This is a genomic window from Pseudonocardia sp. WMMC193, assembly GCF_021728735.1.
Classification (GTDB): domain Bacteria; phylum Actinomycetota; class Actinomycetes; order Mycobacteriales; family Pseudonocardiaceae; genus Pseudonocardia; species Pseudonocardia oroxyli.
Map to the genome: position 1 here is coordinate 5,717,601 of NZ_JAKKDO010000003.1, position 24,206 is coordinate 5,741,806.

Annotated in this window: 23 protein-coding genes; 15 read left to right on the forward strand and 8 right to left on the reverse strand. The window is 73.4% G+C overall.

Going from position 1 to position 24,206, the window contains the following annotated elements; all coding sequences use genetic code 11:
- Positions 1–35 precede the first annotated feature (35 nt).
- From L3X23_RS29320 to L3X23_RS29335, 4 genes are all read right to left on the reverse strand, one after another.
- Positions 36–1,571, reverse strand: a complete 1,536-nt coding sequence (locus tag L3X23_RS29320; protein ID WP_093076354.1) for a VWA domain-containing protein — start codon at positions 1,569–1,571, stop codon at positions 36–38.
- On the reverse strand, positions 1,571–2,752 hold the full coding sequence (locus L3X23_RS29325) for a MoxR family ATPase (protein WP_237196247.1): 1,182 nt from the start codon (positions 2,750–2,752) through the stop codon (positions 1,571–1,573). The genes L3X23_RS29320 and L3X23_RS29325 overlap by 1 nt, the downstream gene beginning before the upstream one ends.
- Before the next feature lie 161 nt (positions 2,753–2,913).
- Positions 2,914–4,206 carry an NDMA-dependent methanol dehydrogenase gene (gene mdo / locus L3X23_RS29330; protein WP_093076358.1) on the reverse strand — a complete coding sequence of 431 codons (1,293 nt, stop codon included), beginning with the start codon at positions 4,204–4,206 and terminating at the stop codon, positions 2,914–2,916.
- 187 nt (positions 4,207–4,393) lie between these two features.
- A complete protein-coding gene (locus L3X23_RS29335; RefSeq protein ID WP_093076360.1) occupies positions 4,394–4,732 on the reverse strand; it encodes a DUF952 domain-containing protein in 339 nt (112 codons plus the stop codon).
- Between the two features lie 112 nt (positions 4,733–4,844).
- Between L3X23_RS29335 and mftA the strand changes: the two genes are divergently transcribed.
- From mftA to mftE, 6 genes are all read left to right on the forward strand, one after another.
- Complete coding sequence (mftA, locus tag L3X23_RS29340) at positions 4,845–4,946, forward strand: mycofactocin precursor MftA (RefSeq protein WP_093076362.1); 102 nt, start codon at positions 4,845–4,847, stop codon at positions 4,944–4,946.
- Positions 4,936–5,247, forward strand: a complete 312-nt coding sequence (mftB, locus tag L3X23_RS29345; protein WP_237196248.1) for a mycofactocin biosynthesis chaperone MftB — start codon at positions 4,936–4,938, stop codon at positions 5,245–5,247. The genes mftA and mftB overlap by 11 nt, the downstream gene beginning before the upstream one ends.
- Positions 5,248–5,259: 12 nt before the next feature.
- Complete coding sequence (gene mftC / locus L3X23_RS29350; protein ID WP_237196250.1) at positions 5,260–6,483, forward strand: mycofactocin radical SAM maturase; 1,224 nt, start codon at positions 5,260–5,262, stop codon at positions 6,481–6,483.
- Positions 6,484–6,611: 128 nt separating this feature from the next.
- Positions 6,612–8,456, forward strand: a complete 1,845-nt coding sequence (locus L3X23_RS29355) for a mycofactocin system FadH/OYE family oxidoreductase 1 (protein ID WP_237196252.1) — start codon at positions 6,612–6,614, stop codon at positions 8,454–8,456.
- The gene (locus L3X23_RS29360; protein WP_237196254.1) at positions 8,450–10,231 is read left to right on the forward strand and encodes an FAD-dependent oxidoreductase; all 1,782 of its coding nucleotides are present in this window, start codon (positions 8,450–8,452) and stop codon (positions 10,229–10,231) included. Before L3X23_RS29355 ends, L3X23_RS29360 begins: the two co-directional genes overlap by 7 nt.
- Before the next feature lie 64 nt (positions 10,232–10,295).
- On the forward strand, positions 10,296–11,015 hold the full coding sequence (mftE, locus tag L3X23_RS29365) for a mycofactocin biosynthesis peptidyl-dipeptidase MftE (protein ID WP_237196257.1): 720 nt from the start codon (positions 10,296–10,298) through the stop codon (positions 11,013–11,015).
- On the opposite strand, the gene L3X23_RS29370 is transcribed toward mftE, so the two are convergent.
- Positions 10,989–12,140, reverse strand: a complete 1,152-nt coding sequence (locus L3X23_RS29370) for an alkaline phosphatase family protein (RefSeq protein ID WP_237196259.1) — start codon at positions 12,138–12,140, stop codon at positions 10,989–10,991. The genes mftE and L3X23_RS29370 overlap by 27 nt on opposite strands.
- Before the next feature lie 110 nt (positions 12,141–12,250).
- Here L3X23_RS29370 and mftF point away from each other — a divergent pair, with 110 nt between their 5' ends.
- The 8 genes from mftF to L3X23_RS29410 all read left to right on the forward strand — a co-directional run bounded on the left by mftF (position 12,251) and on the right by L3X23_RS29410 (position 20,664).
- The gene (gene mftF, locus L3X23_RS29375) at positions 12,251–13,660 is read left to right on the forward strand and encodes a mycofactocin biosynthesis glycosyltransferase MftF (protein WP_237196261.1); all 1,410 of its coding nucleotides are present in this window, start codon (positions 12,251–12,253) and stop codon (positions 13,658–13,660) included.
- Between the two features lie 243 nt (positions 13,661–13,903).
- The gene (locus L3X23_RS29380; protein ID WP_093076377.1) at positions 13,904–14,416 is read left to right on the forward strand and encodes a (2Fe-2S)-binding protein; all 513 of its coding nucleotides are present in this window, start codon (positions 13,904–13,906) and stop codon (positions 14,414–14,416) included.
- Position 14,417: 1 nt separating this feature from the next.
- Positions 14,418–16,889: a xanthine dehydrogenase family protein molybdopterin-binding subunit gene (locus L3X23_RS29385; RefSeq protein ID WP_237196264.1), complete on the forward strand. Its 2,472-nt coding sequence runs from the start codon at positions 14,418–14,420 to the stop codon at positions 16,887–16,889.
- On the forward strand, positions 16,886–17,737 hold the full coding sequence (locus tag L3X23_RS29390) for a xanthine dehydrogenase family protein subunit M (protein WP_237196266.1): 852 nt from the start codon (positions 16,886–16,888) through the stop codon (positions 17,735–17,737). The genes L3X23_RS29385 and L3X23_RS29390 overlap by 4 nt, the downstream gene beginning before the upstream one ends.
- Before the next feature lie 85 nt (positions 17,738–17,822).
- Complete coding sequence (locus L3X23_RS29395) at positions 17,823–18,494, forward strand: SRPBCC family protein (RefSeq protein WP_237196269.1); 672 nt, start codon at positions 17,823–17,825, stop codon at positions 18,492–18,494.
- A gap of 165 nt (positions 18,495–18,659) precedes the next feature.
- Positions 18,660–19,619, forward strand: coding sequence for a sensor histidine kinase (locus L3X23_RS29400; RefSeq protein ID WP_237196271.1), 960 nt, complete (start codon positions 18,660–18,662; stop codon positions 19,617–19,619).
- Positions 19,616–20,263, forward strand: a complete 648-nt coding sequence (locus L3X23_RS29405) for a response regulator transcription factor (RefSeq protein WP_093076387.1) — start codon at positions 19,616–19,618, stop codon at positions 20,261–20,263. Before L3X23_RS29400 ends, L3X23_RS29405 begins: the two co-directional genes overlap by 4 nt.
- A gap of 65 nt (positions 20,264–20,328) precedes the next feature.
- Positions 20,329–20,664 carry a DUF3040 domain-containing protein gene (locus L3X23_RS29410; protein WP_237196274.1) on the forward strand — a complete coding sequence of 112 codons (336 nt, stop codon included), beginning with the start codon at positions 20,329–20,331 and terminating at the stop codon, positions 20,662–20,664.
- On the opposite strand, the gene L3X23_RS29415 is transcribed toward L3X23_RS29410, so the two are convergent.
- Complete coding sequence (locus tag L3X23_RS29415; protein WP_237196276.1) at positions 20,652–20,981, reverse strand: PepSY domain-containing protein; 330 nt, start codon at positions 20,979–20,981, stop codon at positions 20,652–20,654. The two genes, L3X23_RS29410 and L3X23_RS29415, sit on opposite strands and share 13 nt — an antisense overlap.
- Before the next feature lie 144 nt (positions 20,982–21,125).
- Between L3X23_RS29415 and L3X23_RS29420 the strand changes: the two genes are divergently transcribed.
- Complete coding sequence (locus tag L3X23_RS29420) at positions 21,126–22,223, forward strand: VanZ family protein (protein ID WP_237196278.1); 1,098 nt, start codon at positions 21,126–21,128, stop codon at positions 22,221–22,223.
- 47 nt (positions 22,224–22,270) lie between these two features.
- Here the strand turns inward: L3X23_RS29420 and L3X23_RS29425 are convergent, their stop codons facing one another.
- Together L3X23_RS29425 and L3X23_RS29430 are read right to left on the reverse strand one after the other, a co-directional pair.
- Positions 22,271–23,512 carry a HAMP domain-containing sensor histidine kinase gene (locus L3X23_RS29425; RefSeq protein WP_237196280.1) on the reverse strand — a complete coding sequence of 414 codons (1,242 nt, stop codon included), beginning with the start codon at positions 23,510–23,512 and terminating at the stop codon, positions 22,271–22,273.
- Complete coding sequence (locus L3X23_RS29430) at positions 23,505–24,191, reverse strand: response regulator transcription factor (RefSeq protein WP_237196282.1); 687 nt, start codon at positions 24,189–24,191, stop codon at positions 23,505–23,507. Before L3X23_RS29430 ends, L3X23_RS29425 begins: the two co-directional genes overlap by 8 nt.
- Positions 24,192–24,206 lie beyond the last annotated feature (15 nt).

The window sequence follows — 24,206 nt, forward strand, 5'->3', positions numbered from 1 at the left end:
CTTTCGAGCGCGTTATGGTTCCATAGTGCGAGGGGTCAGCGGCCGATCAGCTCGCCCGCCATCTCGTTCGTCGTCTGCTCCAGGCCGGTGAGGTCGCGGACCACGCGGACGCGGTCGCAGTACTCGGCATAGGCGGGGAGGTCGCAGCGCCCCAGGCCCCACGAGTAGCGGGGCTCGGGGGTGAGCCAGATCGTCTCCCGCGCACGCCGGGTGATCTCGACGAACGCCTCCATGTTCGGGTCGTTGCCGTTGCCCCGCCCGTCGCCCAGGACGAGCACGGTGGACCGGCGCGTCACGGCGGACCCGTGGTCCTCCAGGAACCGGCCGAAGGCGAGCCCGTAGTTGGAGTTGGCGTCCACGTCGATCACGTCGCCGCCGAACACCAGCCCGAGCGCGTGCTCCACGGGATGGTCGGCGAACAGGTCCGTGATCTCGGCGATCTCGTCGACGAACGCGAACGAGCGCACCTGTCCGAACAGGTCCTGCAGGCCGTGGACCAGGTGCAGGGTGAACCGGGCGGTGGCGCGCACGGACAGCGAGACGTCCGCCAGGACGACCAGCCGCGGCTTGTCCTCCTGCCGCTTCACCGTGACCGGGGTGAACGGCACGCCGTCGAACCGCATGTTCTTCCGCATGGTGCGCGCGGAGTCGATGCGCCCCTGCGGGGACACCCGCCTGCGGTGGGTCAGCGCGCCGTGCAGCGTCTTGGCCAGGCGCCGCAGCGAGTCCTCGAGCTGCATCCGCTCGGTCTCCGACGCCCGGTCGACCTGCGCCGTGCGCCCCTCGCCCTCACCGCCGTCGATGATCCGCTGCTCGATCTCCAGCAGCTTCTCCAGGTGCGCCTTGATCGCCTCCGGGAGGTTGGCGAGCACACCCGCCAGCCGCCTGCGCAACGCCGTGGCGTCGTCCTCGGTGGCGGCGTCCAGATCCTCCTCGGCGGCGGTCAGCCACCCGAGCAGCGCCTCCTGCTGGGCCACCGACAGGTCGGCGTCGACCTTCGTCCCGGTGGCCGTCGAGATGTCCCCCGGCAGCCCGGCCCCGGAGAGCCGGTCGGTCTCGATCTGCACCCGGTTGCCCTCGGAGAGCGGCTGGCCCTGGTTGTCCTTGGAGAACACGATCTCCTCGGTCATCGCGGCCAGGTCGATCTTGTTGGCCTCCTGGTGCAGGTTGTACTGCTGCGCCAGGTCCTCGGGGTCGAAGTAGTCCCGGATGTCCACGGGCTTGCCGTGCTCGTGGCCCTGCTGCGGGGTCTCCGACGGGTCCTCGGACAGGGTGAAGTCGTCGAGCGTGCCCTCGTCGGAGAGGTCGCCGTGCCCGTGCCCGTGGCCGTGCCCCGTCTCCGCCTCACCCACCTTGACCAGGGCGAAGAACAGGTCGAACACCTCGTCGTAGGTCGCCTCGTCGCGGCGGTCCTTGATCAGGGCTACGCGCAGCGCCTCCTTGAGCACCGACTTGTCGCCCAGCACGCCCGGCTGCGAGGCGCACCGCATGGCGTCGACGGCCTCGGAGACCGAGATCCGCACGCCGCGGATGCGCAGCAGCCGGACGAACCGGTGGATGCTCGCCTCCACTACAGGGCCCGCTTGCGTCCGAGCCCGAAGGACCGCGAGCCCTGCCCGGCGGTCACGGTGCGCACCTTGGCCGCGGTGTCCTTCTCGGTGCCCTTGGCGTACGCCGGGGTGCCGTAGACGCCGTCGCCGTGGCGGCCCGCGGTGTCCTTGGCGGAACGGATCGCGCTGCCGTCCGGCTCGTCCTCGTGGCCGTGCCCGTGGCCATGGCCGTGCCCGTGGCCGTGCCCGTGCTCCTCGATCTCCGCGTTGGGGTCGACCAGCCGCGGCAGCGCCTCGAGCGCCTTGGTCACGTCCTTGTCGTACTTGACGACGACGGAGACGGTGTCCGACAGGATCTGCGCGTTCAGCTCCTCGACCCCCAGGACCGCGAGGGTGCGGGCCCAGTCGATCGTCTCCGAGATGCTCGGCGCCTTGCGCAGCTCCAGCTCGCGTAGCCCGCGGACCACGTTGACCAGCTCCTCGGCCAGCGCGTCCGACAGCCCGGTCTTCTTGGACCGGACGATCTCCAGCTCGCGCTCCGCGGCCGGGTAGTCCAGGAACAGGTGCAGGCAGCGGCGCTTGAGGGCCGCCGCGAGGTCACGGGTGTTGTTGGAGGTCAGCAGGACGTAGGGGCGCTGTGTCGCGACGAACGTCCCGACCTCGGGGATCGAGATCTGGAACTCGCCGAGGGTCTCCAGGAGCACCGCCTCGAGCGCCTCGTCGGCCCGGTCGACCTCGTCGATCAGCAGGACGACCGGCTCCTCGGAGCGGATCGCCTCCAGCAGCGGGCGCGGGGCGAGGAAGCGCTCGGAGAAGAAGACGCTCTCGTTCTGCCCGATCCGGTCCACGGCCGCGCCCAGGTCGGGGGCGTCCTCGACGACCTGCCCGATCTTCTCGCGCAGGATCTGGGTGTACATGAGCTGCTTGCCGTAGTCCCACTCGTACAGGGCCTTCGTCTCGTCCTGGCCCTCGTAGCACTGCAGGCGCAGCAGCCGTCGGCCCGTGGCCAGCGCGAGCATCTTGGCCAGCTCGGTCTTGCCGACGCCCGCGGGTCCCTCCAGCAGCAGCGGCTTGTCGAGGCGGGTGAGCAGGAAGACCGTCGTCGCGAGCCGGGTGTCGGCGATGTAGCCCTGCTCGCGCAGGGCCTCGACCACCTCGTCGACGGACTCGAAGGGGGCGGTGCTTTCGGACGACGATGTCACGGGTCTCCTTCCGACGGCTCCTGGAGCGAGCCGGGGCGTACAGGCCGGCGGGCCCGCCACGCCTCCAGTGTGCGCCGGATGCGTGGGGCGGGCCCGTCGAAGCAGGTCACAGCCGTGAGCGGCGATAGTCGCCAGAGCGACTATCGCCGCTCACGGGTGGGTCAGGACAGCAGGTCGTCCAGGTCGCCGTTGATGCAGTGGTCGACGACCGGGCGCACCGTCTCGAACGTGCACTCCTTGGGGTTGCCAGGGGTGCAGGCGTCGCCGAGGACGTGGTTGGTGATGCGGTCGACGTCCGCCGCGTCGCCGACGATCGTGGGCGCGTTCTCGTAGTACTTGGTCGGGCCCTGGCCCAGCCGGTTCTTCGAGTACGAGTCCTGCGTGACGTCGATGAAGCGCTCCGGGATGCCCACGTCGCGCAGCAGCCGGATGGACGCGGCCAGCGCGGCCTCCGCAGCCTGCACCTTGGTCATGCCGTGGGTGTCGATGCCCATGGCCTCCGCGATGTCCGCGAAGCGCTCGTAGGCGACCGGCATGTTGAAGGCCCACACGCGGGGCAGCGCGATCGCGTTGTTGAGGCCGTGGTGGGTGTCGTAGAAGGCCGACACCGCGTGGGAGATCGAGTGGATGATCCCGAGACCACCGGAGTTGAACGCCTGGGCGGCGATGTACTGCGCGTACATCATGCCCTCGCGACCGGCCAGGTCCTGGCCGTTCCACACCGCGGCGCGCAGGCTCTGCGCGGTCAGCTTGATCGCGTGCAGCGCGTTGCCCAGCGACGGCTGGAAGTTCAGCCGGGAGACGTACGGCTCGGAGGCGTGCGCCAGCACGTCGAACCCGCACTGGGCGGTGTAGTCGATCGGGCAGTCGTAGTAGAGCACCGGGTCGTCGATCGCCAGGGAGGTCACCGAGGCGTCGTCGAACGCGACGTACTTGTGGGGGTTGTCCGGGTCCGTCGTGGTGTCGGTGATGACGTAGGCCCACGAGGTCTCCGAGCCGGTGCCGGCCGTGGTGGAGACCGCGATGTGCGGCGGGTTCTGCGGGTTCTCGGACTTGTTGAAGCCCTCGAACTCGTTGACGTTGCGGCCGTCGTGGGCCACGGAGATGCGCGCGCCCTTACAGGCGTCGTGGCTGGAACCGCCGCCGATCGAGACGAACGAGTCGCAGTTGTTCTGCTGGTAGAGGCCCACAGCGTCCATGACGTTGTAGTCCTTGGGGTTCGACTCGACCTGGTCGTAGAGCACGACCTCGAGACCGTGGTACTTCATCGACTCGACGATCTTGTGCACGATGTCCGTACCGCGCAGACCCGAGGTCATCACCAGGGTCTTCTTGAAGCCGAGCTTCAGGGCCTCCGGCCCGATCATCTCGTGCGCACCCGGCCCGAGCAGCGCCTTGGGGAACGGGTGGAACTCCTTGAGCGGGAACGGCTTGAGCAGTTCGTCGACCTGCATGGCAGCCCTTTCTGGTGCAGGTGGAGTCGGCGGAGGCGAAGCCCGCGCAGCCGACCATCGGTCCGACGGGGACGCTAGGGCGGGCGTGACGCCGGGCACAGGGTGACGACGGGCAAACCGTCAAGAGGTGGGGGTGGAAACCGTCCGGGCGGAGGGGTTCTTGTTGCAGGTCACTGGCGACAAGCCCTCAGTGCGGCAGGTCGGGGGCGTCGAACCCGCCGTCCGGCCGGGCGGGGTACGGCACGACGGCCCGGACGGCGGCGACCGGCACCGCGCCGTAGGCGTGGGGGAACAGCATCGACTCGGGATCACCCGGCACGCCCGGCTCCCACCGGACGTCCGTCAGCTGCGCGGGGTCGAGCACGAGCAGGAGCACGTCCGGGCGACCGTGGAAGAGCCGGTTCGCGGGCAGGGCCACCTGGTCCGGTGTGGACAGGTGCACGAACTCCTCGAGCGGGAGGAGCGCGCCGCGCTCCTGCGCCGCGCGCCAGTCGTCCGGAGTCGTCAGGTGCAGGAGGGTCGCCACGCGTCCAGGATGCCCGCCGCCCGTCCGATCGGATGGGCCACCCTTGTAATCGGCACCCGGTGCCAATACTGTCCGGAGGACCCGACGCCGACGTCACACCAGGAGGTACGCCATGGCTCCGATCGAGAAGACCGAGCAGGTCGAGGACACCCCCGTCGTCGAGGAGACCCTCGTCGAGGAGGTCTCCATCGACGGCATGTGCGGTGTCTACTAAGACCGCCGAGGGTGTGGCCGGGGTCAAGGACGGTTCGGTGTTCGACCCCGGCGCTCCCTACCGCTGCAGCCCCCAGGTGTCGCTGCGTCCGGAGCCCTTCGGTGCGCTCGTCTACCACTTCGGGACGCGGAAGCTCTCGTTCCTGAAGACCCTCCCGCTGGTGGAGGTCGTGAAGGGCCTGGAGTCGCACCCGGACGTCCACTCGGCCATCGAGGCCGCGGGCGTCGAGGAGGCCCAGCGCCCCGCCTACCTCAAGGCCCTCGCCGGGCTGGCCGCCTCCGGGACGATCGAACCGCGCTAAGGAGCTCCACCGATGAAGCTGGTCGACCACTTCCAGTACGGCCTCAACTCCCCGATCTGCCTCACCTGGGAGCTGACCTACGCCTGCAACCTGTCCTGCGCCCACTGCCTCTCGTCCTCCGGCCGCCGGGACCCGCGCGAGCTGACCACGGCCGAGGCCAAGGCCGTGATCGACGAGCTGCAGCGGATGCAGGTCTTCTACATCAACATCGGCGGCGGCGAGCCGACCGTGCGCCCGGACTTCTGGGAGCTGCTCGACTACTCCATCGCGCACAACGTCGGGGTCAAGTTCTCCACGAACGGCCTGAAGATCGACAAGCAGCGCGCCGCGCAGCTGGCGGCGACCGACTACGTCGACATCCAGATCTCGCTCGACGGGGCCACCCCCGAGGTCAACGACTACGTCCGCGGCCCCGGCTCGTACGACATGGCGATCAGGGCGCTGGAGAACCTGGCCGAGGCCGGTTTCCAGCAGCCCAAGATCTCGGTCGTGATGACCCGCCAGAACGTCGACCAGCTCGACGAGTTCAAGGCCATCGCGGACAAGTACGGCGCCCAGCTGCGGATCACCCGGCTGCGCCCCTCGGGTCGCGGCGCGGACGTGTGGGACGAGCTGCACCCGCTGCCCAGCCAGCAGAAGCAGATGTACGACTGGCTCGTCGACCGCGGCGACCAGGTCCTGACGGGGGACTCCTTCTTCCACCTCTCGGCGTTCGGCGAGGCCCTGCCCGGGCTGAACCTGTGCGGCGCCGGGCGCGTGGTCTGCCTGATCGACCCGGTCGGGGACGTCTACGCCTGCCCGTTCGCGATCCACGAGAACTTCCTCGCGGGGAACGTCCGCTCGCCCGGCGGGTTCCAGGAGGTGTGGGAGAACTCCGAGCTGTTCACCGAGCTGCGGCAGCCGCAGACCGGCGGGGCGTGCTCGGGCTGCCAGTACTACGACTCCTGCCAGGGCGGGTGCATGGCGGCCAAGTTCTTCACCGGCCTCCCGCTCGACGGGCCGGACCCGGAGTGCGTGCGCGGCTTCGGCGAGCAGGCCCTCGCCGCGCGGGGCGACGACCACGTCGTGCCGAAGTCCGAGGTGGACCACTCCCGCACGAAGATCGGCAAGAACACCCCGGTCCTGCTGCAGCTGTCCATGGGCAGGCCGGACCGGGCGTGCGAGACCAGCCCGCTCGCGGGCATGGGTGCCTCGCAGTCCGACTCGGGCCTGCGGGTCCCCGTCGCCGGTTCGTAACCGGCCCACAGTCCGCCGGCGTCGGGTCCGACCAGCACGGGCCCGGCGCCGCGCGACCTACCGACCCGTGAGCGGCGATAGTCGCCCTGGCGACCATCGCCGCTCACGGGGTTGTGGGGGGTGCAGACGTGCTGGGTGAGGCGGTGCGGGTCGGGTCGCGGACCGCGCCCTCGCGCGTGCTGTTCGGGCCGCACGTCACCAACCTCGGTCGCGGCCGGTCCTTCTCGGAACGGCATCGCGCGTACTACGCCGCGCGCGCCGAGGGCGGCTGCGGGGTGATCGTCTGCGAGACGGCGTCCGTGCACCCGTCCGACCGGCCCTACGAGCGGGCACCCGAGCCGGGCTGGGCGGCGGTGGCGGGCTCGTGCGGGCCCGCGCTGCTGCTGGCGTCCTTGGGGCACAGCGGTTCCCAGGGCACCTCGGCCTTCACCGGCCGGGCGCTCTGGGGTGCCTCGCGGATCCCGGACGTCGTGTCCCGCGAGGTCCCGCAGGTCGTGGAGCAACCGGAGATCGACGCCCTGGTGGCCGGGTTCGCGGCCGCCGCCGCCCGCGCGGTGGCCGACGGCCTGGACGGCGTCGAGCTCAACGCGGGCCAGCACTCCCTGCTCCGCCAGTTCCTCTCCGGCCTGACCAACACCCGCACCGACGCCTACGGCGAGGACCGCACCCTGCTCCTGCGCCAGGTGCTGGCCGCCGTCCGCGCGGCGGTGGGGGACGCCGTGGTGGGTCTGCGCCTCTGCGTCGACGAGCTGGCCCCGTGGGCGGGCCTCACCCCCGAGCAGCTCCTGCCCCTCACCCCGACGCTGCGGGACCTCGTCGACTACCTCGTGCCGGTGCGGGGATCGGGGCTCTCGGTCTCCGCGACCCGGCCGGACCTGCACACCCCGCCCGGGTTCAACCGCGCGCTCGCCGGCACGTTCCTCGGCCGCGGGCTCGACGTCGTGCTGCAAGGCAGCGTCGTCGACCCGGGGATGGCCGAGGCGGCGGTGGCCGAGGGTTTCGCCCTCGTCGAGATGACGCGCGCGCAGATCGCCGATCCCCGGCTCGTCGCGCACGTCCGCGCCGGGACCCCCGAGCGGATCCGTCCGTGCACCCTGGCCAACCAGCACCGCGCCCGCGACCCGCGCAACCCGCTGATCACCGACGAGGCCGAGCCCCGCTCCGGCCACGAGACGCTCGACCCGCCGCTCCCGCACGCTCCGCGGCCGCGCACCGGGCCGCCGCTGCTGGTCGTCGGCGGGGGGCCCGCGGGCCTGGAGGCGGCGCGGACGGCGGCGTTGCTGGGTCGCCCGGTCCGGCTGCTCGAGCGGGCGGACCGGCTCGGCGGGATGCTGCGCGTCGCCGCGGCGCTGCCCGCGCGCGGGCGCTTCGGCCTGCTCGTCGACTGGTGGGAGCGCGAGCTGGAGCGGCTCGGGGTGGAGGTGCGGCTCGGCGTCGAGGCCGGGCCCGCGGACCTGGTCGGGGACGTCCTGCTGGCGACGGGATCGGTGCCGTCGGCCCCCGCGTTCGAGGTCGGTGCGGGCGTGCGCGTGTCGTCCGCGGCGGAGGCCGCGGGAGCGTACGGGCCGGCGGACCGGGTGGTCGTGCACGATCCGATCGGGGACTGGACCGGCGTCGCCGTGGCCGAGCGGGTCGCCGCCGCGGGGGTGCCGTGTGCGCTCGTCACCCCCGACGCCGTCGCCGGGACGCAGCTCTCCCGCACCGGCGACCTCGCGGACGCCAACGCCCGGCTGGAACGGGCCGGTGTCGAACGGGTCCTGTTCGCCCGGGTGCGCGCCGTCGGCGGGGGCCGCGCGGTCGTCGAGGACGTCCACCACGGTGCCATCCGGGAGCTGCCCGCCACCCTGGTGATCGACTGCGCGCACCGCCTGCCGGACCTGCGCCTCGCCGGACACCCCCGGATCGGCGACTGCCTCGCGCCCCGCACCGTCCACGAGGCCGTCCGGGACGCGCGTCGGGCGGTCGGATGCTGAACACCCCCGCCGCGATCGGCCGCTCCACGGTCCGCAACCGCATCGTCTTCACCGCCCACCTCACGGGCTTCGCCGAGGACGGTCTGCCGAGCGCACGGCACGTCGCGTACTACGCCGAACGCGCCCGCACCGCCGGGCTGGTGATCACCGAGGAGCACGCCGTCCACCCGGACGACCACCCCTACGAACACATGATCCGCGGCCACGACCCCGCGGTGCTGCCCGGCTACCGCGCACTCACCGAGGCCGTCCACGCCCACGGGTCGCTGGTGCTCGCCCAGCTGAACCACAACGGGCCGCAGGCCTCCTCGCTGTACTCGCGCGCGCCGGTCCGCGGGCCCGTCGCGCTGCCGGACCCCCTGTTCCGCGAGGTGCCCGTCGCACTGACCGAGGCGGACCTCGACGAGCTCGTGGCGGCGTACGCGGACGTCGCGCGGCGGTGTGTCGACGGCGGGTTCGACGGCGTCGAGCTGCAGTGCTCGCAGGCCTCGCTGCTGCGGTGCTTCCTCGCCCTCCCCGGCGTCGCCGACCGCACCGGCCTGCTCCTGCGCGTCCTCGAGGCGGTGCGGGCCGAGCTCGGCGACCGCATCCTCGGGGTGCGGCTGGGGCACGAGGACGGGGTCGACGTCCTGGCGGTCGCGCGGCTGCTCGAGTCCCGTGTGGACTACCTCAGCACGACGGTCGGGGTGGCGACCTCGTCGTTGTACCTCGTGGAGCCCTCGATGCACACCGCGCCCGGGTACGCCGTCGACGTGGCGGCCGCGATCCGGGCGGCGGTGGGGGTGCCGGTCGTCGCGGTCGGCCGGTTCACCGCCCCGGAGCAGGGCGAGACGGTACTGCGGGAGGGACGCGCGGACCTCGTCGGGTTCGCGCGCGGGCTGATCGCCGGGCCGCGGTTCGAGCGCGCCTGTGTGGGGTGCAACCAGGAGTGCGTCGGGCGGGTGGGGCTGAACCGCCCTCTCGGGTGTGCGGTGAACCCGCGCGCGGGCCACGAGCTGCAGACGCCGCGGGCGCGGACGGCGCGGCGCCGGGTCACCGTCGTCGGGGGTGGGCCGGCCGGGCTGCGGGCGGCCGCGACCGCCGCGGCGCGCGGCCACGCGGTGACCCTGGTCGAGCGGGAGCGGCTCGGTGGGCAGCTGGCGCTGGCCGCGGAGGCGCCCGGCCGCGCCGAGCTGGGGCACGTGGTGCGCGACCTGATCGCGGAGTGCCGCGCCGCCGGGGTGTCCCTCGTCGACGGCGAGCCGGACCTCGACGCGGAGGTCGTGGTGCTCGCGACCGGCGCCCGCCCGACGCGGCGGTGGGCGGCGGCGTCCGACGTGCGGGACGTGCTAGACGGGAGCGTCTCGCCGTCGGGCTCGGTCCTGGTGGTGGACGAGCTGGGCTTCCACCACGCGACCTCCGTCGCCGAGCTGCTGGCACGGCGCGGCTGCGCGGTGGAGATCGTGACGCCGGGGATGGTCGTCGGGCAGGACCTCGGGCTCACCCTCGACCGCGAGGGCTTCCGCAGGCGGGCCCACGCCCTCGGGATCCGGAGCATCACCGACACCCTGGTCACGGACGTCGGCGACGCGGTCACGCTGGTCCACCACCTGACGGGACGGACGGAGGTCCGGCGGTACGACGCCGTCGTCGGGGCCCTCCCGCCCGAGCCCGCCGACGAGCTGTGGGAGACCCTGCGGGGGCGCCCGGGCGTGTACCGGATCGGGGACTGCCTGGCGCCGCGGCGGATGGACGCCGCGATCCGGGACGGGGAACGAGTGGCGGTGAACCTGTGACACCCGAGGGTGATATCCACGTGTGGACAGCTGCTGTGGACAACCGTGTCCGCGCAGGTCGGACGTGCTGATCTCGGCGATCACGTGGCGTGATGTCCACACCGGACCACCGCGCACCCTGGTCGTGCCGGTGGGCTCGGTGGAGCAGCACGGGCCGCATCTGCCGCTGGACACCGACCTCCGGGTGGCGGAACGGGTGGCCGCCGCGCTGGAGGCCGCGGACCCGTCGCTGGTCCTGGCGCCCGCGGTGGCGTTCGGCGCGGCGGGGGAGCACGAGGGGTTCCCCGGGACCGTCTCCATCGGACACGAGGGTCTGCGGCTGCTGCTCGTCGAACTGGGTCGCTCGGCCTGCCGGTGGGCGGCGCGCGTCGTGTTCGTGAACGGGCACGGCGGGAACGTCGCGACGCTGGCGCAGGCCTGCGCGCTGCTGCGGTACGAGGGCCGCGACGTGGCGTGGATCCCCTGTGCCGCAGGGGGTGACGCCCATGCCGGGCGCACGGAGACCTCGCTGATGCTGGCGCTGGACCCCTCGGCCGTCGGCCCGGAGCGGGAGCCGGGGGCGACCGCGCCGCTGCGCGAGCTGTTGCCGGTGATGCGGGAGCGGGGGGTGCGCGGGGTGTCGGAGAACGGCATCCTCGGCGACCCCCGCGGCGCCTCCGCCGACGAGGGGGAGCGGCTGCTCGAGGCGATGGTCGGTGCCGCCCGCGAGGCGCTGACCAGGTGGGACGTCGACCCGGAGACGGGTCGGGCGCGTTTCTCAGCGCACCGTGGTGGCCAGCAGTAGGGGGACGAGCTGCTCCTCGGCGGTGAGCGAGCCGTGCTGGCCGGGGAGCCCGGACATCACCGGCTCGGCGATCGAGCGGATCACCCCCGCCGCGCCCCGCATCGCCACCACCAGGTCCCCGATGCGGTCCGGCACGTGCGCGGCCACCGGCCCGAACCAGTTCTCGGCCACGGCCTCGTCGCGGGTGACGATCCAGGCGTCCTCACCCAGGGTCTCCTGCCAGGCGGCCCGGACGTCCTCGACGGCGCCCGGCCGCACATAGACGTGGCGGGCGCGGGGGTCCCCGCCGAGCAGGTCGACGCCGAGGCGCAGCTCGGTGCGCTGGTCGGCGTCGTAGCGGCGGGTCACGTGCACCATCCCGTGGTCGCCGGTGACCAGGAGCAGCGAGTCCGGCGGCAGCTGCTCGACGATCGTCGCGACGAGCCGGTCGACCTGGCGCAGCTGGAACCGCCACGGCGTGGAGCCGGGGCCGTGCAGGTGGCCGAGGGCGTCGAGGTCGGCGTGGTAGCCGTAGACCAGGCGCCTGCCGGGTCCGGACAGCGCGGTCAGGATCTCCGACGCGAGGTCGCCCAGCGCGTGCACGCCCTGGTAGTGCCCGCCGCGCAGGGCCGCGCGGGTCAGGCCGGACCCGCGGAAGGTCCGCGGGCCGACGTTCGTCACCCGGATCCGGTCGGCCGCGGCGCGCTCCAACGCCGTCGGGTGCGGCTGGATCTGCTCGGGCGGCAGCGCGTCGCGCAGGTCGGTGGTCTCGGCCTCGGCGTGGGAGGTCCACTTCAGCGAGTCCAGCAGGCGGTCCTCGCAGGCCCGGAACGTGATGCCGACCAGGCCGTGCGTGCCCGGCGGCAGCCCGGTGCCCAGGGAGGTCACGCTGATCGACGTGCTCGACGGGAACCCGACGGTCAGCGGCTCGGTGGCGAGCCGGGCGAGCGTGGGGGCGTCGGGGGCGTGGGCGGTGAGCAGCTCCGCGCCCAGGCCGTCGATGAGCAGGACCGCCGCCGCGCGGACCGGCGGGAGGCCGAGGGTGGGGGCGGGGCCCGGCACGCCGAGCGCGCCGAGGACGGCGGGGAACACCTCGGCGAGCGAGCGCTCACCGTAGCGAGGCAGCAACGGAGCGGGGTCGTACACGGCGGGAAGGGTCCCACGGACGGGGCGGGACGGCGACGGGGGCAGGACGGGTGGTGCGCGTGGCGCCGGTGGGGCTCGTGGGCGGGGCGTCGGTGTGTTGGGATTCGGCGGTGGGTGAGTTGCCGCGGGGGATGCGGGTGGTGCTGGACCGGCGGGCGCGGCGGCTCGACGGCGGGGCGGCGCTGCTCGGTGGGGCGCCGCCGCGGCTCGTGCACCTGGTGCCCAAGGCCCGGGCGCTGCTCGGCGCCGGGAACGAGCTGACCGTCGCCGATCCCCTCTCGCGTGCCCTGGCGCGCACGCTGCTCGACGCGGGACTCGCCCACCCCGCGCCGGGCATTCCCGGCGGCCCGACGAGAAGCGAGGTCACGGTCGTCGTGCCGGTGAAGGACCGGCCGCTCGACCGGCTGCTGGCGACCCTGCCGCCCGAGGTGGATCTCGTCGTCGTCGACGACGGGGGCGCGCAGCCGGTCACCCTCGCGCGCGGCCGGGTGATCCGGCACGAGACCGCGCGCGGCCCCAGCGCCTCCCGCAACGCGGGGCTGGCCGCCGCGACCACCCCGCTGGTGATGTTCCTGGACTCGGACGTCGTGCCGCAGGGGGACTGGCTCGACCCGCTGCTGGAGCACCTCGCGGACCCGAGCGTGGCGCTCGTCGCGCCCCGGATCGTGGCGCTGCACCCGGTCACCACGGCGCTCGGCCGCTACGAGGCCGTCCGCTCCAGCCTGGACCTGGGCCCCGATCCCGCCCTCATCGTCCCGCGCAGCCGGGTCGCCTACGTGCCGAGCGCGGCCATGCTGGTGCGGGCCTCCGCGGTCGGCACGGGGTTCGACGAGGCCATGCACGTGGCCGAGGACGTCGACCTGGTGCTGCGCCTGCACGCCGCGGGCCACCGACTGCGGTACGAGCCCCGCGCCCGCGTCGCGCACGACCACCGCACCGCCCCGAAGGCGTGGGCGGCCCGCAAGGCCTTCTACGGCACCGGCGCGGCGCCGTTGGCGCGCAGACACGTCGGCTCGGTGCCGCCCCTGGTCCTCAGCCCCTGGACGGCGGCGGCCTGCGCCGCCCTGCTCGCCCAGCGCCGGTGGTCGGTCCCGGTGGCCGCCACGGTCACAGCCGCCGCGGCGCTGCGCCTGTCGCGCAAGCTGACCCGGCTCGCGCACCCCCGGCGCTCCGCGGTGGAGCTGGCCGGCCTGGGGCTCTCCGGCGCCGTCGTGCAGGTCGGCAACGCGCTGCTGCGCCACCACTGGCCGATCGCGGTCGGCGCGGCGCTGGGGTCGCGGCGGGCGCGCCGCGCGCTCGCGGCCGCCGCGCTGGTCGAGGGCCTCGCCGACTGGTGGCTCCACCGCGACCGCGACCCGGACGTCCACCTCGACCCGCTGACCCATCTGGTCGCGCACCGCATCGACGATCTGGCCTATGGCGCCGGCCTCTGGTGGGGGGCACTGCGCGCCTGCGACCCGGCGGCCCTCCTGCCCGTCGGGCCGGGCACACCCTCCAAGGGGGTTGCTCCGGACAGGTGAACGACCCCACCCCGGTCGCCCGCGTGTGCGGAGACGATCCAGGCTTCGATCCGCTCCTGAGGAGTCTGCGCGGGAACTCCCGGAGCCGTAGCCGATCAACGCGAACGGCTGTCTTGCGGCTGCCGATCATCGGGAGTGTGATGTGCTCGCCGCCACACGGCCGTGGTGGCCCGAGAGCGCCGGGCGACCGGCGGCTCTCCCCGGAGGACGCGCGACCACCACCGCGGTTGGGAGAGAAGACTCATGGCAGAGGTCCGGGTGACCGTCGACGGCGTGAACTACGCCGACGAGGTAGAACCCCGCACGTTGCTGGTCCAGTACCTCAGGGAGCGCCTGGGCAAGACCGGCACGGTGGTCGGGTGCGACACCAGCAACTGCGGTGCCTGCACCGTGCACCTGAACGGGCAGAGCGTGAAGTCCTGTTCCGTGCTCGCCGTGCAGGCGGACGGCGGCGAGGTCCTCACGATCGAGGGCCTGGCGCGAGACGGCGAGCTGCACCCCGTGCAGAAGGCCTTCAACGAGTGCCACGGTCTGCAGTGCGGCTACTGCACGCCGGGAATGATCATGGCTGCCGTGGACCTGTTGGGGGACAACCCCGATCCCGACGAGCACGAGGTGCGCGAGGGCATCGAGGGCAACCTCTGCCGGTGCACCGGCTACCAGAACATCGTCCGCTCGGTGCAGCGTGCCGCGCAGCTGATGAAGCCCGGCGCGAGCGCGCCGACCGAGCAGCCGGCACCGGTGGCGGGAGACTGACATGACCACCACCGAGAACCGTCCCGAGATCGGGCAGTCCCGCGTCCGCAAGGAGGACGCGCGGCTGATCACCGGCCGGACCCGCTACACCGACTCGATCACCCCCACCGGGTGCCTGCACATCGCCGTCGTCCGCTCCCCGCTGTCGCACGCGAAGATCCTGAGCATCGACACCGAGGCGGCCAAGCAGGCGCCGGGCGTGCACGGCGTCTACACCCTCGCCGACCTGGGCGGCGAGGAGATCGGCATGCCGTGCGCGTGGCCGATCACCCCCGACCAGAAGGCCCCGCAGCGGCCGATGCTCGCCAAGGACACCGTGCACTTCGCCGGTGAGGGCGTGGCCGTGGTCGTCGCCCGGACGCTCGCCGAGGCGCGGGACGCGGCCGAGCTCGTCGAGATCGACTACGACCCGCTGGACCCGGTGCTGGACATGGAGGCCGCGCTGGCCGAGGGCGCCACCCTCGTCCACCCGGACCTGGGCACCAACGAGTCCGCCACCTGGGTGTTCGACTCCGGTGAGGCGGGCACCGGCGGCTCGGTGACCGAGGCCATCGCCGCGGCCGAGGCGGACCCGGACCAGGTCGTCGTCAAGCGGCGGTTCCGGCAGCAGCGCCTGATCCCCGCGTTCATGGAGCCCCGCTCCTGCGTGGTGGACCCGACCGGCGAGCAGATCGTCGTGTGGTCCGCGACCCAGGTGCCGCACATCCTCCGCACGATGACCACCGTGACCCTCGGGGTGCCGGAGTCGAAGCTGCGGGTCATCGCGCCGGACGTCGGCGGCGGCTTCGGCGGCAAGATCGGCGTGCTGCCCGAGGAGATGCTGACGGTCGTGCTCGCGCAGAAGCTGCGCAAGCCGGTCAAGTGGACCGAGACCCGCTCGGAGTGCATGCTCACCGCGCACCACGGCCGGGACCAGATCCAGGACATCACGATCACCGCCCGCAAGGACGGCACGATCACCGGCCTGGACGTGAAGCTGCTCGCCGACATGGGTGCCTACCTGGGCCTCGTCGGGCCGGGCGTGCCGGTGCTGGGCGCGTTCATGTTCAACGCGATCTACAAGGTCCCGGCCTACCGCTTCGCCACCACCAACGTCTTCACCACCAAGACGCTGACCGACGCCTACCGCGGCGCGGGCAGGCCGGAGGCGACGTTCGGCATCGAGCGGATCATCGACGAGCTGGCCGTCGAGCTGGGTCGCGAGCCCCTCGAGCTGCGCGAGCAGAACTGGATCAAGCACGAGGAGTTCCCGTACACCACGGTGTGCGGGCTGACCTACGACTCGGGCGACTACGAGCAGGCCACCGCGCGGGCGAAGGAGCTCTTCGACTACGACGCGCTGCGCCGCGAGCAGGCCGAGCGCCGCGAGCGCGGCGACAAGGTCCAGCTGGGCATCGGCATCTCGACGTTCACCGAGATGTGCGGCCTCGCCCCGTCCCGCGTGCTCGGGTCGCTGGCCTACGGCGCGGGCGGCTGGGAGGCCGCCAGCATCCGGATGCTCGCCACCGGCAAGGTCGAGGTGATCACCGGGGCGTCGGCGCACGGGCAGGGCCACGAGACGGCGTTCAGCCAGATCGTCGCGGACAAGCTCGGCGTGCCGTTCGAGGACGTCGAGGTGCTGCACGGCGACACGGCCTCCTCGCCGAAGGGACTGGACACCTACGGGTCCCGTTCGCTCGTCGTCGGCGGCATCGCGATCACGATGGCCGCGGACAAGGTGATCGACAAGGCGAAGAAGATCGCCGCGCACCTGCTCGAGGCGGACGAGGGCGACATCGAGTTCTCCGGGGGCCAGTTCACCGTCCGCGGCACCGGCCAGGGCAAGGCCATCCAGGAGATCGCGTTCGCCGCGTTCATGGCGCACGACTACCCGGAGGGCATGGAGCCGAACCTGGACTCCGACGCCGTGTACGACCCGGAGAACTTCTCCTTCCCGCACGGCACCCACCTCGCCGCGATGGAGGTCGACACCGAGACCGGCCGGGTGAACCTGCGCCACTACGTCTGCGTCGACGACATCGGCAACGTGGTCAACCCGCTCATCGCGGAGGGCCAGGTGCACGGCGGCCTCGCCCAGGGCATCGCGCAGGCCCTGTTCGAGGAGGCCAACTACGACGACCAGGGCACCCTGGTCAACGGCACCTTCGTCGACTACACGCTGCCGTCCGCGGCGGACCTGCCGAGCTTCACGACCGAGATCGTGAGCACCCCGGCGACGTCGAACCCGTTGGGCGTCAAGGGCGTCGGCGAGGCGGGCACCATCGCCTCGACGCCGGCGATCGTCAACGGCGTGCTCGACGCGGTCCGCCACCTCGGCGTGGCCGACATCGAGATGCCGACGACCTCGCAGCGCGTCTGGCGGGCGCTGCAGGAGGCCAAGGGGCGCTCCACCCAGGAGACGCCGATCGACACCCACTCACCCGGCGCGGGCCTCGGCTCGATCGACCCGAACAACCCCCAGGGGGAAGTGTGATCCCGGCGAAGTTCGACTACGTCAAGCCGTCGTCCGTCGAGGACGCGGTCCGGGCCCTCGCCGACGGCGGGGACGACGCCAAGATCCTCGCGGGCGGGCAGAGCCTGCTGCCGGTGCTCCGGCTGCGGCTCGCGGCGCCGTCCGTGGTGATCGACCTCGGCGGGATCCCCGAGCTGCGGCGGATCCGCGAGGACGGGGACCGGATCGCCATCGGCGCCATGGCCCCGCACCACGACGTCCTGCGGGACGAGCTGGTCACCCAGCACGTCGAGCTGCTGAGCAAGGCCACCGCCACGGTCGCGGACCCGCAGGTCCGCCACCGCGGCACGCTGGGCGGTGCGCTCGCGCACGCCGACCCGGCCGGTGACCTGGGCGCGGTCGCCCTGGCGCTGGACGCCGAGTTCGTGATCGCGGGCGCCTCGGGCACCCGCACGGTCTCGGCGGCGGAGTTCTTCCAGGACTACTTCACCACCGCCATCGGCGAGGGCGAGATCCTCACCGAGGTGCGGTTCCCGAAGTACACGGGCTGGCGGACGCACTACGAGAAGTTCAACCGGACCGCGCAGGCCTGGTCGATGGTGGCCGTCGCGGTGGCGCTCAAGGTCGAGGGCGGCTCGATCGCCGAGGCGCGGGTCGGGCTGACGAACATGGGCACCACCCCGATCCGGGCGTCCGGTGTGGAGGCGGCGCTCGTCGGACAGCAGGCCACGGCGGACGCGGCGCAGGCCGCCGCCGAGCACGCGACGGAGGGCACGGCGGCACCGAGTGACGCCGATGCCGCCGCCGACTACCGTGAACACCTGGCCAGGGTGCTCACCGGTCGCGCCGTGCTCGCCGCGGCGGGCTGACGAAGACCCCGCGAGACCCGCGAGAAGACGCCCGTCCGGCCAGCCGGGCGGGCGTCTTCTCGTCCGGAGAAGGAGACTGGAGCTCATGCAGCTGGAGAACAAGTTCACGATCGCCGCGCCCATCGAGGACGCGTGGGCGGCCATGAACAACCCGGAGACCGTCGCGCCCTGCTTCCCCGGCGCCGCGCTCACCGAGTACACGGGGGACTCCTTCACCGGCACGGTGAAGGTCAAGCTGGGCCCGATCTCGCTGACCTACAAGGGCAAGGGCACCTACATCGAGCGGGACGAGGCGAACCACAAGGTCGTCATCGACGCGTCCGGCCGGGACTCGCGGGGCAACGGCACCGCGAAGGCCATGGTCACCGGCACCATGAAGGCGGACGGCCCGGACAAGACCGAGGTCACGATGGTCACCGACATGACCATCACCGGCCGTCCGGCCCAGTTCGGCCGTGGGGTGATCTCGGACGTCGCTGACAAGATCATCGGCCAGTTCGCCTCCTGCCTGGCGGACAAGCTGACCGAGAAGGACGAGCCGGCGCCCGCCGCTCCCGCGGCGAGCGAGGGCACCGCCGCGGCGGGGGCGGCCACCACCCCGGTGAAGCCCGCCGCCCCGGTCAAGAGCAACGTCGAGGCCATCGACCTGCTCGACACCGCCGGCGCCCCGGTCGCCAAGGCGCTGGTCCCGGTCGCGGGCGTGCTCGCGGTCCTGCTGGCGATCTTCGTGATCGTCAAGCGGCTCCGCGCGAACTGATCCCCGACGAACGGCGCGCTCGCTCACACCCGGTGAGTGAGCGCGCCGTTCGTGTGCTCCTGCGTGGCGCGGGTGCCTCACCCGGTCGCGCTAGGGCGCACCGTGTAGACCGGTGGGGGCGCACCACCCATGGACTCCGCGGCGCCGCGACGGCAGGCTGACCGGATGCCCAAGCACGCGAGTCCGGTGCGCGCGCTGTTCCTCCGGCTCGTACTGATCAACGGAACGGTCTTCGTCGTCGGCACCCTGGCCCTGGCACTGTCCCCGGTGACCATCTCCTCGCCGATCCTGCTCACCGAGATCCCGGTGCTGGTGATCGGGCTGGCGCTCATCCTCGTGGCCACCACCGTGCTGCTGCGCCGCAGCCTCGCCCCGCTCGACGCGCTCCAGTCCTTGATGGAACGGGTGGACCTGCTGCGGTCGCGCGACCGGCTGCCCGAGGACGACGACCACGACCTCGCCCGCCTGATCACCACGTTCAACGCGATGCTCGACCGGCTCGAGGAGCAGCGCAGCGTCCGCAGCGCGGAGGTGCTCGCCGGGCAGGAGGCCGAGCGCAGGCGGATCGCCCGCGAGCTGCACGACGAGATCGGGCAGAGCCTCACCGCCGCGCTGCTGAGCCTCAAGCGGGTGGTCGACCGGGCGCCCGCCGCCCTGCAGTGGGACCTGCGGCAGGTGCAGGACACCGTCCGCGGCAGCCTGGACGACGTCCGGCAGGTCGCGCGCAGGCTTCGCCCGGACGTCCTCGAGGACCTCGGTCTGGCCAGCGCGCTGGCGGCGCTGGCGGCGGAGTTCACCGAGGCCGCGGGCGTGCCGGTGCTGCGCACCGGGGACCCGGTGCCCGCCGGGCTGACCCCGCAGACCGAGCTCGTGCTGTTCCGGATCACCCAGGAGAGCCTGACGAACGTGGCCCGGCACGCCGATGCGGAGAAGGTCACCGTGTCGTTGGCCGCGGGCCCGCGCGCCCTGATCCTCACCGTGCTCGACGACGGCCGCGGCGGCCCCCACGTCGAGGGAGCGGGCATCCGGGGCATGCGGGAGCGGGCCCTGCTGGTCGACGGCGAGCTGACCGTCTCGTCGCCGCCCGGCGGCGGGACCCTCGTGACGCTGGTGGTGCCGCTGTGAGCGCCGCGGCGACGCGCATCCTGCTCGCCGACGACCACGCCCTCGTCCGCCAGGGGCTGCGGCTCATCCTCGACGCGGAGCCGGACCTCGAGGTCACGGCGGTCGCCGCGGACGGCGCCGAGGCGGTGGAGGCGGCCGTCGCGGGCGGGATCGACCTGGCCGTGCTGGACATCGCGATGCCGCGGATGACCGGTATCCAGGCCTGCCGCGAGATCGCCCGGCGGGCCCCCGACGTCCGGGTGCTGATGCTGTCGATGCACGACAACGAGCAGTACCTCTTCGCCTCGCTCAAGGCCGGGGCCTGCGGGTACGTGCTCAAGTCGGTGGCGGACCGGGACCTCATCGAGGCCTGCCGCAGCGCGGTGCGGGGCGAGCCGTTCCTGTACCCCGCGGCCGTCACCGCGTTGATCCGCCACTACCTGCAGCAGGGCCGCGACCTGCCGGACTCCGTGCTGACCCCGCGCGAGGAGGAGATCGTCAAGCTGATCGCCGAGGGCCACTCGTCGAAGGAGATCGCCGAGGCCCTCGTGATCAGCGCGAAGACGGTGGACCGGCATCGCGCCAACATCCTGGCGAAGCTGGAGCTCCGCGACCGCCTCGACGTCACCCGCTACGCGATCCGTGCAGGTCTCGTGGAGCCGTAGATGGGTGTCGGACCCCATTTCCGGCGCCCGTCCGGGCAGGCAGGGTGGGGTCCTGGAGGTGCCCGATGCCTGCGACCGCCCCCCGCCCCGAGGAGCCGCTCAACGAGCGGGAGCGCCGCGCGCTGAGGCGGATCGGGGAGGGTCTGGCGGCCGAGTCGCCGCGGCTGAGCACCGCGCTGCGGCGGGGCCCGCTGCACCGGGCCGTCGACGACGGGCTCGCGCTGCTGGCCGTCCTCGTCATCGCGGGCCTGCTCCTGCCGTCGTCCTGGTTCGCGGTGATCGTGATCGCGCTCGCGATGGGTGGCCCCACCCTGATCGCCGCCCGCCTGCAGCGCCGCAGCCCCGTGAGCGGCGATCGTCGCCCTGGCGACCATCGCCGCTCACGAGGTCAGTCGTCGTAGCGGTCGCGGGTCACCACGCCGGTGGTCGCGTCGACGTCGAGGTCGCGGACGTCGTCCACCTCGACCTCCCACACCAGGGCGCCGTGCTCCCACTCCAGCTCGGAGTCGTCGGTGATGCGGCCGCCGCCGACGTGGTCCAGGGCGATCCGTTCGGCCTGGGCCCGGTCGATCAGGGCCGTGGTGGCGGAGACCGGTCGTGCCGCCGCGGCGGGGACGAGCTGGTCGTCGGCGCCGTTCGCGGCGAGGGCCACGCCCGTGCCGGCGAGGAGGAGGGCGGCGGTGGCGCCGACGAGGACGATCATGCGGGTCTTCGGCATCGGATTTCCTTCCGTCGTGGTGTGCCCCGACGATGCTCGGAAGATCGTCAAGCCCGCGCTGTCGTGCTCCTAACGGCGGGCTAAGCGCCGGATCATTCCGTGGGGGGACGCGGCCGGCGCCCCTGAACAGGCACGATGAAGATCGTGTCCGATCCGCTCATGCCCGCCCTGATCGCCGTGATCGGCGGCGCCGCCCTCGCCCTCGTGGTCTTCGTGCCCTTCGTGGCGGCGAGCTACCGCAGGCGCGGACAGGTGGGGTGGGGCCGCGCGCTGCTGGCGGGGGCCTCGCTCATCTATGCCCTGGCGCTGGTCGCCTACACCCTGTTGCCGTTCCCGGAGGTGGGCGAGGGCTTCTGCGACAGCCGGATCGCGCGGGCCGGGGCCCAGACGCGGCCCTTCGCGTGGATCGACGACATGGCGGCCTTCGACGTCGCGAACCCGCTGCGGAACCCCGCGCTGCTGCAGGTGCTGATGAACGTGGCGCTGTTCGTGCCGCTGGGCATGCTGCTGCGCCACCTGGGCGGGCGGTCCGTGCTCGTCACGACGCTCGTCGGGGCCGCGGTCTCGACGTTGATCGAGTGCACCCAGCTGACCGGGAACTGGTTCCTCTACCCCTGCCCGTACCGGCTGTTCGACGTCGACGACCTGATCGCCAACACCGCCGGCGCGTTCCTCGGCGCGCTCGCCGCGCCGCTGCTGCGGATCGTCCCCGGCCAGCGCCTGACCGCGGAGCCGGGCGCCCCGCGGCCGGTGACGATCCCGCGGCGCCTGCTCGGGATCCTCTGCGACATCCTCGGCGCCTGGCTGACCGGCGCCTTCCTGGTCGCGAGCCTGCACGCGATCGTCCTGCTCACCGGCGTCTCCGAACGGGCCGAGTGGGTCGTCGCGCTCGACCCGGTGCTGGGCACCTGGGTGCCGCTGGTGGTGCTGTTCGTCGTGGTGCCGATGCTGGGCCGGGGTGGCACCGTCGGGCAGCGGGCGGTGCTGCTGCGGCCCGCGTTGCCCGACGGCGGCGTCCCCTCCCGGGCGAGGTTGCTCGCCCGCAGCGTCCTGGGCGTCGGCGGATACCTGCTGCTGGAGGGCGCGGGCGCGGCAGGGCTCGCCTCGCTCTGGGGGCTGGTGAGCCTCGTCGGGCTGTTCGTGATCGCGGAGCGCCGAGGCGTCGCGGGTGTCCTGACGGCGACGGTGATGCTGGACCGCCGAGTCCCCGCCCCCACCGCGGCATTGCGGAGCCACAACTGACGTTTCCGGGCCCCGAAACAGGCATTGTGGCTCCACAATGCCTCGGGTCAGGGGGCGCCTAGGGTGACAACGGCGCGGAGGCCTCTGCGGTGTTCCAGGTGGAGCGCGCCGCCGGAGCGTTCGGCGCTGCGGCGCACGATGTCCAACCCCAGGCCGGTCGAGCCCGCGCCGCTGACGCCCCGACGCAGGACCGCCCCGTCGGGCAGGCCGGGGCCCGCGTCGGCGACCTCCAGCTCGGCCCCGGACCCGGTCGAGCGCAGCCGCACCGCGAACGCGGTGCCGTCGGGGGTGTGGGCGAAGACGTTGCCCAACAACGCGTCGACGACCGCCGCGAGGTCCGTGCGGCCCAACGCCACCGGCAGCGGCCCGGGCGCCAGGTCCACGGTGACCGCCCGGTCGGTGTCCTCGGCGAGCACCGCCCAGAACGCCACCCGCTCCCCGACGACCGCGGCGGCGTCCGCGTGCCCGGTGTCGGTGCCCCGCTGCCGGGCCTGCGCGATCGCGCCGGTCACCGCCCGCTCCACACCCTCGACCGCCGCCTCGATCCGGCCCGCCTCGGCCGGGTCGCGCAGCGACTCCGCCTCCAGCTTCAGGGCGGTCAGCGGCGTCCGCACCCGGTGCGCGACGTCCGCGACCGACTCCCGTTCCTCGCGCAGCAGCTCGCTGATCCGTTCGGCGAGGCCGTTGAGGGCGCGGGCGACCGACCCCAGCTCGCCCGGGGCCGCCGGGTCGGCCCGGGCCGCCAGCTCGCCGCGCGCGAGCCGGTCCGACACCTCGGCCAGGTCGGCCGCGCCGCGCACGAACGACCGCGCGAGCCGGTCGCCGAGTACCAGCCCGACCACCAGCAGCGCGACCCCGAGCCCGGCCAGGATCAGCCAGGAGTGGGCGACCCCGCGGGTCAGCTCCGCGTCCGGCACGAACGCGCGCACCGCCCCGCCCGCGCCGGTGCGGTCCCGCACCGCGGTGACGATCTCGCGCCCGCCGGGGACGTCGGCGGACGCGCTCACCCCGCGCGTGCCCAGCTCGACCAGCGGGGTGCGGTCCGCGGTGCCGAGCACGGTGCCGTCCGGCGGGAACACGGCGACCCCGTCCACCTGCTCGACGGCGAGCCGGAGGGACTCCCGGTCGCTCGTCGCGACCAGCGGGACGAGGGACTGGGCCTCCGCGGTCGCCGTCGCCACGGCGCGGTCCTCCGCGACCGTCCGCACCAGCACCGCCAGCGGGACCAGGAACGCCAGCAGCAGCAGCGCCGCGATCGCCGCGACCAGGAGCAGGACCCGTCTACGCATCGGGCGCCGACACCCGCACCCCGACCCCGCGCACCGAGTGGAGGTAGCGCGGCTCCTGGGCGGTCTCGCCGAGCTTGCGGCGCAGCCACGACAGGTGGACGTCGACGGTCTTGTCCGCGCCGCCGTAGGGGAGCTGCCAGACCTCGGTGAGCAGCTCCCGCTTGCTGACGACCTCCCCTGCCCGGGCGGCGAGGTGGTGGAGCAGGTCGAACTCGCGCGGGGTGAGGTCGAGCTCGCGGCCGTCGAGGGCGGCGCGGCGACCGCGGGGGTCCACCCGCAGCCCGCCGACGAGCACGGTCTCGTCGCCCCCGCGCACGGTGTCGCCGCGGCGCAGCACGGCGCGGATCCGGGCGTCGAGCTGCGCGGCACCGAAGGGCTTGACGAGGTAGTCGTCGGCGCCCGCGTCGAGCACGGCGACGATCTCCTGTTCGTCGTCCCGCGCGGTCGCGACGATCACCGGCACCCGGCTCGCCCCCCGCAGCATCCGCAGCACGACGGTGCCGTCGACGTCCGGCAGCCCGAGGTCCAGCACGACGATGTCGGGGGCGTTCGCGACGGCGGCCTGCAGACCGGGCATGCCCGCGGCGGCGGAGTCGACGGCGTGCCCGCGCTCGGTCAGCCCGCGCATCAGCGCGGTCCGGATCGCCGGATCGTCCTCCACCAGAAGTACCTGGGCCACAGCGCAGACCGTAGG

What these genes read in the sequence shown, in the direction of transcription:
- mdo (WP_093076358.1), bottom strand. Translation starts at nt 4,206, where the DNA reads ATGCAGGTCGACGAACTGCTCAAGCCGTTCCCGCTCAAGGAGTTCCAC.
- L3X23_RS29380 (WP_093076377.1), top strand. Translation starts at nt 13,904, where the DNA reads ATGGCAGAGGTCCGGGTGACCGTCGACGGCGTGAACTACGCCGACGAG.
- L3X23_RS29425 (WP_237196280.1), bottom strand. Translation starts at nt 23,512, where the DNA reads ATGCGTAGACGGGTCCTGCTCCTGGTCGCGGCGATCGCGGCGCTGCTG.
- mftA (WP_093076362.1), top strand. Translation starts at nt 4,845, where the DNA reads ATGGCTCCGATCGAGAAGACCGAGCAGGTCGAGGACACCCCCGTCGTC.
- L3X23_RS29395 (WP_237196269.1), top strand. Translation starts at nt 17,823, where the DNA reads ATGCAGCTGGAGAACAAGTTCACGATCGCCGCGCCCATCGAGGACGCG.
- L3X23_RS29360 (WP_237196254.1), top strand. Translation starts at nt 8,450, where the DNA reads ATGCTGAACACCCCCGCCGCGATCGGCCGCTCCACGGTCCGCAACCGC.
- L3X23_RS29385 (WP_237196264.1), top strand. Translation starts at nt 14,418, where the DNA reads ATGACCACCACCGAGAACCGTCCCGAGATCGGGCAGTCCCGCGTCCGC.
- L3X23_RS29410 (WP_237196274.1), top strand. Translation starts at nt 20,329, where the DNA reads ATGCCTGCGACCGCCCCCCGCCCCGAGGAGCCGCTCAACGAGCGGGAG.
- mftC (WP_237196250.1), top strand. Translation starts at nt 5,260, where the DNA reads ATGAAGCTGGTCGACCACTTCCAGTACGGCCTCAACTCCCCGATCTGC.
- L3X23_RS29415 (WP_237196276.1), bottom strand. Translation starts at nt 20,981, where the DNA reads ATGCCGAAGACCCGCATGATCGTCCTCGTCGGCGCCACCGCCGCCCTC.
- L3X23_RS29400 (WP_237196271.1), top strand. Translation starts at nt 18,660, where the DNA reads ATGCCCAAGCACGCGAGTCCGGTGCGCGCGCTGTTCCTCCGGCTCGTA.